Origin of the sequence: Cryobacterium shii (assembly GCF_004402595.1) — a bacterium.
Lineage (GTDB): Bacteria > Actinomycetota > Actinomycetes > Actinomycetales > Microbacteriaceae > Cryobacterium > Cryobacterium shii.
In genome coordinates, this window is sequence record NZ_SOFY01000042.1 from 26,784 (window position 1) to 35,824 (window position 9,041).

Sequence of the window (9,041 nt, forward strand, 5' to 3'; positions counted from 1 at the left end):
GTGCAATGGTGCCTCCGTCTCCCCGACATCCGCCTCCATTCTCGAAAGGTACGACCGTGTTTGCTCTCCTCGCCGTTCTCGTTCTCATTGTGATCTCCTCCCTCGTCGCCGTCGTGGTCGACGTTCACAAGGATGGCTACCGTCGCGTGCCCGAGCGCAAGCTCGTTCGCATCTTCTAGTCGATTCGGTTCCACCCGGTCAGAGCCGCGTCCTCCCTCGAGTGGACCGGCCGGCCGATGGCCTAAAGTTGGTCCTGTGACCGATACCCGCCAGCAACTCATCGACTACATCTCAGCCGACGCCGTTTTTCATGGTGACTTCACCCTCACCAGCGGCAAGAAGGCGACGTACTACGTCGACCTGCGCAGGGTCAGCCTCGACCACCGCGTCGCACCGCTGATCGGTCAGGTCATGCTCGACCTGATAGCCGATATCCCGGATGTCGCCGCGGTCGGCGGCATGACCATGGGCGCCGACCCCGTGGCCGCGGCCATCCTGCACCAGGGTGCGGCGCGCGGGGCCGCGTACGACGCCTTCGTCGTGCGCAAGGAGCCCAAGGACCACGGCCGCGGCCGACAGGTCGAAGGGCCCGACCTCGCGGGCAAGCGTGTCGTCGTCCTCGAGGACACCTCCACCACCGGAGGATCTCCGTTGGCCGCGATCGAGGCGCTGCTCAAGGTCGGGGCGATCATCGCCGGCGTCGCCGTGGTCGTCGACCGCAACACCGGCGCGCGCGAAGTGATCGAAGCCGCTGGCTACCCGTACTACTACGCGATCGGCCTTGAGGACCTGGGGCTGAACTAGTGCCGCTCGACGAGGTTCCGGGCGACGAGGAACCGAAGGCCAGGGCGTCGAATTCCCGGGCGTCGAAAGACGAGGCGCCCGCCGAAGACGGCATGGACTGGCTCGCCTCGCAACTCGGCGGCGGGGCCAGGCCCGGCACGCCCGACGAATTCACCCCGCGGCGGTCGATCCATATCCCCCGGTGGCCGAAACCCGGGCAGGCAGCCGAACCGGCCCCGCCGGTGCCGCCCGTCGATGCCCACCCCAAAACCGCCGGCTTTCTGTGGGGCCTGAAGCCCACCACCCAGACCGATCCTCGGCTCAAGAGCGTCCGGCCGGTGCCCGCCGCTGCGGTTCCTGCAGCCGACCCGCCCGTTGCGGTTCCTGCAGCCGACCCGCCCGCCGGGTCTGAACCGTTCCGGCCCGGTCACCCCGGCCCGTCCACGGATGCCGCCTCCTCGCCGCCGCGTCTCGCGGACCTTGCACCCGCACCGCTCGTTCCCGCATATCTCGCTCCCGCGCCGAACGCGCCGGCCCCGGCACGCGCGGCGACTCCTGCAGCATCCGTGCCGGCCGATCCGACGCCTGACCGGAGCGTCGACCCTGACTCGGGCCTGGCTCCGGCCGTGCCCACCGGCTCCGGCTCCGCCGTGCCCAGCGGAACCCGCATCATCCGCTCGCAGGCGGACCTCGAGCCGGCGCCCTGGTGGACAACCCTCACCCAGTCCCCGCTCGTGCCCACTGCCGAGGAAACCGCTGCCGCAGACCTGATCGCCGGCGTGACTCGCACGCCCGCGGCACCCGCGGCACCCGCGCCGCTCGAGGCCTCGGATGCGCTCCCGGCTCCGGTCTCGGCCCGCAGCCGGTTCCGCGCCTGGTCCGCCGCGGCCGGTACGGCAGCGTCCGCGGCCACGGCCGCCGCAACTGCCGCCGCCTCCGCAGCGGTGGCCTCGGTCGCCGCCTCAGCCTCCCCCGGCTCATACGCAGGTGGCGCTGCGGGCGCCGGAGGCGCTGCCGTGACAGGAGCCGCCGCGCCCAACGGAACGGCGCCCGGGGCTGCCGAGGCCGCCGGACCTGAGGCCTGGCCCGGAAATGCCACGCCCGTCATCACTACTGCGCCTGCTGTTGCGCCTCCGTTGCCCGCTGGCGGTGCCCGCGCGACAACGCCCGCTGAGCCTTCTGAGGCATCCGTTGCCCTCACCACCACGTCCGCCGGCACGCACGCCTTACCGGCCGCCGCACATGCCGACCCGGGCGGCCGGCCGCCGACCGGTTCCACCGCCTCGCGCGGGGGCTCGGCCCGCCCGCCGATCGACATCAAGAAGTCGCTGCCGTGGATCATCGCCGGCGTCATTCTCGTGGTCGTGCTGGGCGCCTTCTTCTTCATCGGACAGAGCCTGGGAGGCGACCCGACACCGGTCGCGGCGCCCACGATGAGCGCCGGCAGCACGCCGATGGCCACCCCGACGCCGACCCCGACGCCCACGCCCGAGGTCACCGGACCGCAGCCAGCCGGCGTGCACCAGTGGAACACCCTGTTCGGCGGCGAATGCCTCGAGCCCTACGTGTCGCCCTGGGAGGAGGAGTTCACGGTTTCGGACTGTGGCGCCCCGCACTCCGCGCAGCTCGTGTACCGGGGGGTGTTCGCCGGTGACGACACCACGGCCTTCCCCGGGGAGGCCGAGCTCGCCGGTCAGATCAACGTGCTCTGCAGCACCCCCGGCGTGATCGACCTGGCCGCGGCCGGGGCCTTCCCCGACCTGCAGGTGCAGGGCAGCTACCCGATCACCGAACTGCAGTGGACCGGCGGCCCCCGGTCCTACTACTGCTTCGTGAGCCGGTCTTCCGGCAAGCCGCTCACGGTGAGCCTCGCGGGTCCCGGCCCCGCCCCTGCCGCCTGACGAATTCGACGGAGATTTTGCCGAAATAGGCCAGTTCAGGTCCAAAACGGTGTTTTTAGGGCCGAATCTCCGTCGAATTCGTTAGCGGCAGCGGCAGCAGGGGTGATCAGCGGGGCGGCGCGGGACGGGCTCAGATCTCGTCTGACTCCTGCGGCTCCGCGGAGACGAGCTCGTGCACGCCGGCGAGGATCTCGTCCGGTCGGAACGGGTAACGGCTCACCTCGGCGGCGTCACTGATGCCGGTCATCACCAGGATGGTGTGCAGCCCGGCCTCGATCCCGGCGATGATGTCGGTGTCCATCCGGTCGCCGATCATGGCCGTGTTCTCGGAGTGTGCGCCGATCTTGTTCATCGCCGAGCGGAACATCATCGGGTTCGGCTTGCCGACCACGTACGGCTCCATCCCGGTGGCCTTGGTGATCAGGGCAGAGATCGCGCCCGTGGCCGGCAGCGGGCCGTCGGCGCTGGGACCGGTCGCATCCGGGTTCGTCGCAATGAAGCGGGCCCCGGCCAGCAGCAGACGGATCGCCTTGGTGATGGCCTCGAACGAGTAGTTGCGGGTCTCGCCGACCACGACGTAGTCGGGATTCGTCTCGGTCATGATGAAACCGGCCTCGTGCAGCGCGGTCGTGAGGCCCACCTCGCCGATGACGAACGCGGTGCCGCCCGGCGCCTGCGACTTCAGGAAGTCCGCGGTCGCCAGGGCCGACGTCCAGATGCGGTCCTCCGGCACGTTCAGGCCCGACGCGCGCAGGCGGGCGCTCAGATCCCGCGGCGTGAAGATGGAATTGTTGGTCAGCACCAGGAACGGCGTCCCGGCGTCGCTCCACTGCTCCAGCAACTCCGCCGCACCCGGCAGCGGGCTGTTCTCATGCACGAGCACGCCGTCCATGTCGGTCAGCCAGCATTCGATCTCGTCACGGCTAGTCATTGGGTGCTCCCTCGGTTCACGGTCCAGACTATCGGGGCGAGGTTTCGCGCTGGTTACTTTGTCAGCCAGATCGATCGGGCCGCCGACTGCGTCAGGTGACGGATGCCCCCGGCCGGCAGGCGCACGGCGAACGGTTCGTCCACCGTCAGTCGGGTTCCCGGCCGGATCCCGTCGGCGCCGAGGCCCCGCAGGATGGCCGGGTCGCGGTCGCTGATGCGCAGCACGGTCCCGACGTGGCCGGGGGCGGCGTCCGCCAGCAGTACCGCGGGGGCGCGCACCAGCGTGCCGTCGGCCGCGGGGATCGGGTCGCCGTGCGGGTCCGCGGCGGGGTGCCCGAGGCGGTCGTCGATCGCCGCCAGCAACCGGTCGGAGAGCGCGTGCTCGAGGATCTCCGCCTCGTCGTGCACCTGGTCCCAGTCGTACCCCATCTCCCGCACGAGCCAGGTCTCGATCAGCCGATGGCGGCGCACCACGGCGGTCGCGCCGAGGACACCGGCCGTCGTCAGGGTGAGCGGCCCGTAGGGCACATGGGTGATCAGTCCGGCCGCGGCCAGCTTCTTCACCATCTCGGTGACGGAGGACGGCGCGACGCCCAGGCGCAGCGCCAGCACCGACGGAGTGATCGGGTCAGGTTGCCATTCGGTGTGCGCGTAGATGGTCTTGAGGTAGTCCTCGGTGGCGGGGCTGGTCAGCGCCATGGAGTCAGGCGCCCGCGAAGACGAGGACGAGCAGCACCACGTTCAGCGCCACGAGCAGCAGGGCGGCGAGAGCGCCGGCGGCGGTCGTGAACCAGCGGTTGCGGTACTCCCCGAGAACGCCGCGCTGAGCGGTGAGCCACACCAGCGGGATCAGCGCGAAGGGGATGCCGAACGAGAGCACCACCTGGCTGAGCACGAGGGCCTCGGTCGGGTCGAACCCGCCGCCCAGGATGACCAGGGCCGGGATCAACGTGACCACGCGCCGCAGCAGCAGCGGCACCCGCAGCCGCAGCAGGCCGTGCATGATCTCCGCTCCGGCATACGCGCCGACCGACGTGGACGCCAGCCCGGACGCGAGCAGCCCCACCGCGAACACGGTCGCGACGATGGGCCCCAGCGTGTCTCGCAGGGCCAGGTAGGCGCCCTCAAGGGTGTCGGTCCCCGGCGCGCCCTGCAGCGCGGATGCCGCGAGCAGCAGGATCGACAGGTTCACCGTTCCGGCGATCACCATGGCGATGGAGACATCCCACTTGGTGGCCCAGAGCAGGCGCGGGGTCGCGGCGTCGGTGCCCACGGAGGGGAACCGGTCCCGCGTCAGGGCGGAGTGCGCGTAGATGGCGTGCGGCATGATCGTCGCGCCGAGGATCGAGGCGGCCAGGAGCACCGAGTTGGACCCGTCGAAGCGCGGCACGAGCCCGGCCAGCACCCCGGCCGGGTCCGGTGGGGCGAAGAAGACCCCGGCGGTGAACCCCACCGTGATGATGAGCAGGAGCGCCATGATGACCCGCTCGAAGACGCGGGGCCCTCGCCGGGTCTGCACGCCCAGCACCACCATGGAGATGACCCCGGTGATCACGCCGCCGGCCAGCAGGGGCAGGTCGAAGAGCAGGTAGAGCGCCACCGCGCCGCCGATGATCTCGGCCAGGTCGGTGGCCATCGCCACCAGTTCCGCCTGGAGCCAGTAGAGCCGGCGGGCCAGGGGGTGACGGATGCGCGCCCCGAGGATCTCCGGCAGGCTCGTGCCCGTGACGATCCCGAGCTTGGCGGAGAGGTACTGGATCAGCCAGGCCATCACGTTGCCGGCCACGACCACCCACACGAGCAGGTAGCCGTAGCGGGCGCCGGCCGTCATGTTGCTGGCCACGTTGCCGGGGTCCAGGTACGCGACGCCGGCGACGAGGGCCGGCCCGAGCAGCCAGAGCAGGCGGGTGGAGGCGACGGTGGTCGGGCGATCGGTCACCGGGGCAGCCGGCGCATCCGTTTTAGGCATGCCGAAATCTTACGTCGGATTTAGGGAGCCCGAAAGGGTGGGTCCGGCCGGGCAGGATACGGTGGAGCGGTGCCAGAACCGCAGAACCCCACGCCCGAACTGTCCACCTACGGCGTCGGACCCTGGCAGGGGGAACTGCCCGAGGAGTCGTTCTACGACCCGGAGCTGCTCGAGCGCGGTGACACCCGCAACGTGATCGACCGGTACCGGTACTGGTCGATGGAGGCCATCGTCGCCGACCTGGACCAGAAACGGCACCCGTTCCACGTGGCCATCGAGAACTGGCAGCACGACATGAACATCGGCTCGATCGTGCGCAGCGCGAACGCCTTCGCCGCCGACACGGTGCACATCATCGGCCGCAAGCGCTGGAACAAGCGCGGCGCCATGGTGACCGACCGGTACCAGCACGTGCTGCACCACCCGGATGTCGCATCCTTCGTCGAGTGGGCCGAAACGGCGGACCTGCCGATCATCGCGATCGACAACGTGCCGGGCAGCGTGATCATCGAGACCTTCAGTTTCCCCGAGCGCTGCGTGCTGCTCTTCGGCCAGGAGGGCCCCGGCCTGTCCGGGGAGGCGATCGCCGCCGCCGACGCCGTCGTGGAGATCAGCCAGTTCGGGTCCACCCGCTCGATCAACGCCTCCGCCGCGGCCGCCGTCACCATGCACAACTGGGTGCTGCAGCACCGGTTCTCCAAGCTTTAGGTCTAGCGTTGGGTCATGACCTCGATCACTGACGATCTCCCCGCCCGACTGCTGCACGAAGAGCACGAAGGGTGGCAGGCGATCCTCGCCGGCCGCGGCGGCGCCTACTACCGGAGCACGATGACCAGCGACGGGCTGCTGATCCTGCCGGGCCGGGTCGTCACCCGCGACGAGGCCCCCGCCTTCTTCCAGGCACTCTCCCCGGTCACGAGCTACAAGCTGCGCGACCCGGCCGTCGTGCGGCTGAACGATCATGCCGGCGTGCTGGTCTACCGGCTCATCGCCCACCGTGGCGACGAGGTGACCGAAGCGAACGCGTCGACGACCTATGTCTTCAAGGACGGCGGCTGGTGCGTCGCGGCGCACCAGCAGACCGCGATCTAGGCGGCGTCTTCCCGGAGTCTGCGGGGCGTGTTCGCCGCGCCCTCCTGGGTGTCCGTCCGCCGCGCCGAGGCCGGGTTGTCAACCCTCCGGCCGCGGGCTACCGTGCTGAGCAAACACGGTAGAAGGGACTCCCGCCATGGCTGATTTCGGTAATGAAGGACTCGCGGAGCTGTTCCGTCGACCCGGTTCGGTGTCAAGCGCTTACGTGGACGTGACCCAGGATGCCCAGAATCCCCGGCGCACCTCCGCCCTGCGCCAGCGCACCCTGCGCGAGGCGCTGACCGCGGCCGGTGCGCCGGAGATCGACGCCAGCACCATCATCGAGCTGAGCGAGGAGCCGCCCGGGGTGGGCGGCCCGATGGGTCGGCTGATGGTCGTGCGGCAGGGTGTGGCTGAGATCAACGAGGTGCTCTCGGGGGAGCCGCTCGGCGACCTGCTGGTCTCCTACGGGCCGGTGCCCAACCTGATGCCCCTGCTCATCCATCGCCCACGGGACCTCAGCTACGTGGTGGCCGAGGTCGGGCGGGACGGCGGCGAGATCACGCTCTACCGGCTGAGTCGCCCGCATCCGGTCTCCAGGGTGAAGGTGGAGGGCGACACCGAATTCCTCACGAAGGTCGGGTCCGAAGACGACTTCCTCGCAAATGGGCGCTACCAGCACCACACCGAGGAGGTATGGAAGCGCAACGAGGGCCAGATCGCCGCCGCGATCGACGAGATCGTGCAGGACAGCAAGGCCGAACTGCTCGTGCTCACCGGCGACGTGCGTGCGCGGCAGCTTCTCGTCGACCAGCTTTCGCCGGTTAGCCGCGAGGTGCTGCACGTCGTGCCCACGAACACCCGCCCGGGCGGTGCCACGCAGGAGGAACTCGAAACCGACCTGAACCGCCACCTCGCGGCGATTCTCGCGCGGGAGGAGCACGATGTTCTCGAGCGGCTGGGGACGGGACAGGGCAGCGGCCTCTCTGAGATGGACTTCGCGGCCGTGGTGCGCGCACTCCAGCAGAGCCAGGTCGACGTGCTGCTGCTGGCCCCTGATCGGACGCCGGCGGAGACCCTGATCGCCCTCGACCGCGAGCCCTGGCTGGCAGCCACCTCGGCAGAGGCCCTCGGCGCCGGCGAGCTCGGCTCGGTGCCGGCCGCCGACGCCCTGGTCCGCGCGGCGATCCTGACGGATGCGCGGGTGATCGTGGTATCGGCCGGTGAACTGCCGGTCGAGACGAGCGCTGCCGCCCTGCTGCGCTGGTCCACCCTCCCGTCTTCGGCCGAAGCGGCTCCCGCCGAGGAGTCGGAACGGCCGGCGGTGCCCAGCCGCGGCGACGCGGTGACATTCCCGCGTCGTCGCGCCACCTCCCGCCCCGAGGAGTAGCAGGACGACTGGAGACGAAGAGGCCGGCGGCCTAGCCGATCAGGCTGGGCCGCAGGTCGCGCAGGGTGCGGAAATGCGTCATCCGGGTCACGCCGATGAAAGCGAGCACCAGGGCGCCGGCCAGCCAGAGCAGCAGCACGCCGGCATCGGACCAGGCCGTGGCCGGGTTTCCGCCGTACATCAACTGACGGATGCCGTCGACGGCATAACTCATCGGCACCACGTGGTGGAGCCAGGCCAGCGGCGCGGGCAGGGTCTGCCAGGGGAAGGTGCCGCCGGCGGTCACGAGCTGCACCACCATCAGCACGAGGCCGATGAACTGACCGACGCTGCCGAGCCAGACGTTCAGGGCGAGGATGATCGCCGCGAACGCCAGGGCGGCCAGGCCCATCATCAGGTACGTGCCGGCCGGGTTGTGCACCTCGAACTTCAGCACGCCGGCCAGGATCGCGAACAGGGCGGCCATCTGGGCCATCCCGAGCAGGCCGGGCGTGAGCCAGCCGGCCACCGTGATCCGCACGGGAGAGTGCAGGGCGGTGATGGCCCGCCGGGAGACCGGCTTCACGATCAGGAACAACGCGTAGATGCCGATCCAGCCGGCCAGGCTGGCGAAGAACGGGGCCAGCCCGGCGCCGTAGGTGCCGGCCGAGGTCACGGCCGCGGTCTGCAGTGAGACCGGGTCGGCGATCGTCGACCCCTGCAGGGAGCGGGTGGTCGCAGTCGAGTCCGGGATGCTGGTGACGCCGGTGGCCAGGCCGTCCCGCAGCGTCCCCGCGCCGGTTTGGAGCTCGCCGAGACCGTCCCGCAGGCTGCCGACCCCTGCCGACAGTGAGGACGCTCCGGTGGCGGCGCTGTCGGCCCCGGTGGCGGCGGCCACGGCTCCGTCGTGGGTCTGCCGGGCTCCGTCGGCGAGGTTCCCGGCGCCGACGGCGGCCTGGCCGGCCCCGGCGGCCGCCGCTGCGGCCCCGGTCGACGTCTTCTCGGCGCCGGCTGCCAG

At 70.7% G+C, this 9,041-nt stretch carries 10 protein-coding genes; 6 read left to right on the forward strand and 4 right to left on the reverse strand.

The window, feature by feature from the left end; genetic code table 11:
• Nucleotides 1-56: 56 nt before the first annotated feature.
• From E3O49_RS18805 to E3O49_RS08250, 3 genes are all read left to right on the forward strand, one after another.
• A complete protein-coding gene (locus tag E3O49_RS18805) occupies nucleotides 57-179 on the forward strand; it encodes a hypothetical protein (protein ID WP_255572883.1) in 123 nt (40 codons plus the stop codon).
• A 76-nt stretch (nucleotides 180-255) separates the two neighbouring features.
• Nucleotides 256-804 carry an orotate phosphoribosyltransferase gene (pyrE, locus tag E3O49_RS08245; protein ID WP_134367929.1) on the forward strand — a complete coding sequence of 183 codons (549 nt, stop codon included), beginning with the start codon at nucleotides 256-258 and terminating at the stop codon, nucleotides 802-804.
• Nucleotides 804-2,684: a hypothetical protein gene (locus tag E3O49_RS08250; RefSeq protein WP_134411296.1), complete on the forward strand. Its 1,881-nt coding sequence runs from the start codon at nucleotides 804-806 to the stop codon at nucleotides 2,682-2,684. Before pyrE ends, E3O49_RS08250 begins: the two co-directional genes overlap by 1 nt.
• Before the next feature lie 130 nt (nucleotides 2,685-2,814).
• Here E3O49_RS08250 and E3O49_RS08255 read toward each other — a convergent pair whose 3' ends face one another.
• Genes E3O49_RS08255 through E3O49_RS08265 form a run of 3 tightly spaced genes read right to left on the reverse strand, consistent with a single transcriptional unit; the run spans nucleotide 2,815 to nucleotide 5,583 of the window.
• Nucleotides 2,815-3,615: an HAD-IIA family hydrolase gene (locus tag E3O49_RS08255; protein WP_134367925.1), complete on the reverse strand. Its 801-nt coding sequence runs from the start codon at nucleotides 3,613-3,615 to the stop codon at nucleotides 2,815-2,817.
• Nucleotides 3,616-3,668: 53 nt separating this feature from the next.
• Nucleotides 3,669-4,313 carry a metal-dependent transcriptional regulator gene (locus E3O49_RS08260; protein WP_166787192.1) on the reverse strand — a complete coding sequence of 215 codons (645 nt, stop codon included), beginning with the start codon at nucleotides 4,311-4,313 and terminating at the stop codon, nucleotides 3,669-3,671.
• Between the two features lie 4 nt (nucleotides 4,314-4,317).
• Complete coding sequence (locus E3O49_RS08265) at nucleotides 4,318-5,583, reverse strand: Nramp family divalent metal transporter (protein WP_134367923.1); 1,266 nt, start codon at nucleotides 5,581-5,583, stop codon at nucleotides 4,318-4,320.
• Between the two features lie 69 nt (nucleotides 5,584-5,652).
• Here E3O49_RS08265 and E3O49_RS08270 point away from each other — a divergent pair, with 69 nt between their 5' ends.
• From E3O49_RS08270 to E3O49_RS08280, 3 genes are all read left to right on the forward strand, one after another.
• The gene (locus E3O49_RS08270) at nucleotides 5,653-6,291 is read left to right on the forward strand and encodes a TrmH family RNA methyltransferase (RefSeq protein ID WP_134451335.1); all 639 of its coding nucleotides are present in this window, start codon (nucleotides 5,653-5,655) and stop codon (nucleotides 6,289-6,291) included.
• Between the two features lie 15 nt (nucleotides 6,292-6,306).
• A complete protein-coding gene (locus E3O49_RS08275) occupies nucleotides 6,307-6,675 on the forward strand; it encodes a DUF4440 domain-containing protein (RefSeq protein WP_134451337.1) in 369 nt (122 codons plus the stop codon).
• 136 nt (nucleotides 6,676-6,811) lie between these two features.
• On the forward strand, nucleotides 6,812-8,044 hold the full coding sequence (locus E3O49_RS08280) for a baeRF2 domain-containing protein (RefSeq protein ID WP_134367917.1): 1,233 nt from the start codon (nucleotides 6,812-6,814) through the stop codon (nucleotides 8,042-8,044).
• A gap of 31 nt (nucleotides 8,045-8,075) precedes the next feature.
• On the opposite strand, the gene E3O49_RS08285 is transcribed toward E3O49_RS08280, so the two are convergent.
• On the reverse strand, nucleotides 8,076-9,041 hold a 966-nt coding region (locus tag E3O49_RS08285), incomplete at its 5' end, for a YhgE/Pip family protein (protein WP_160141057.1).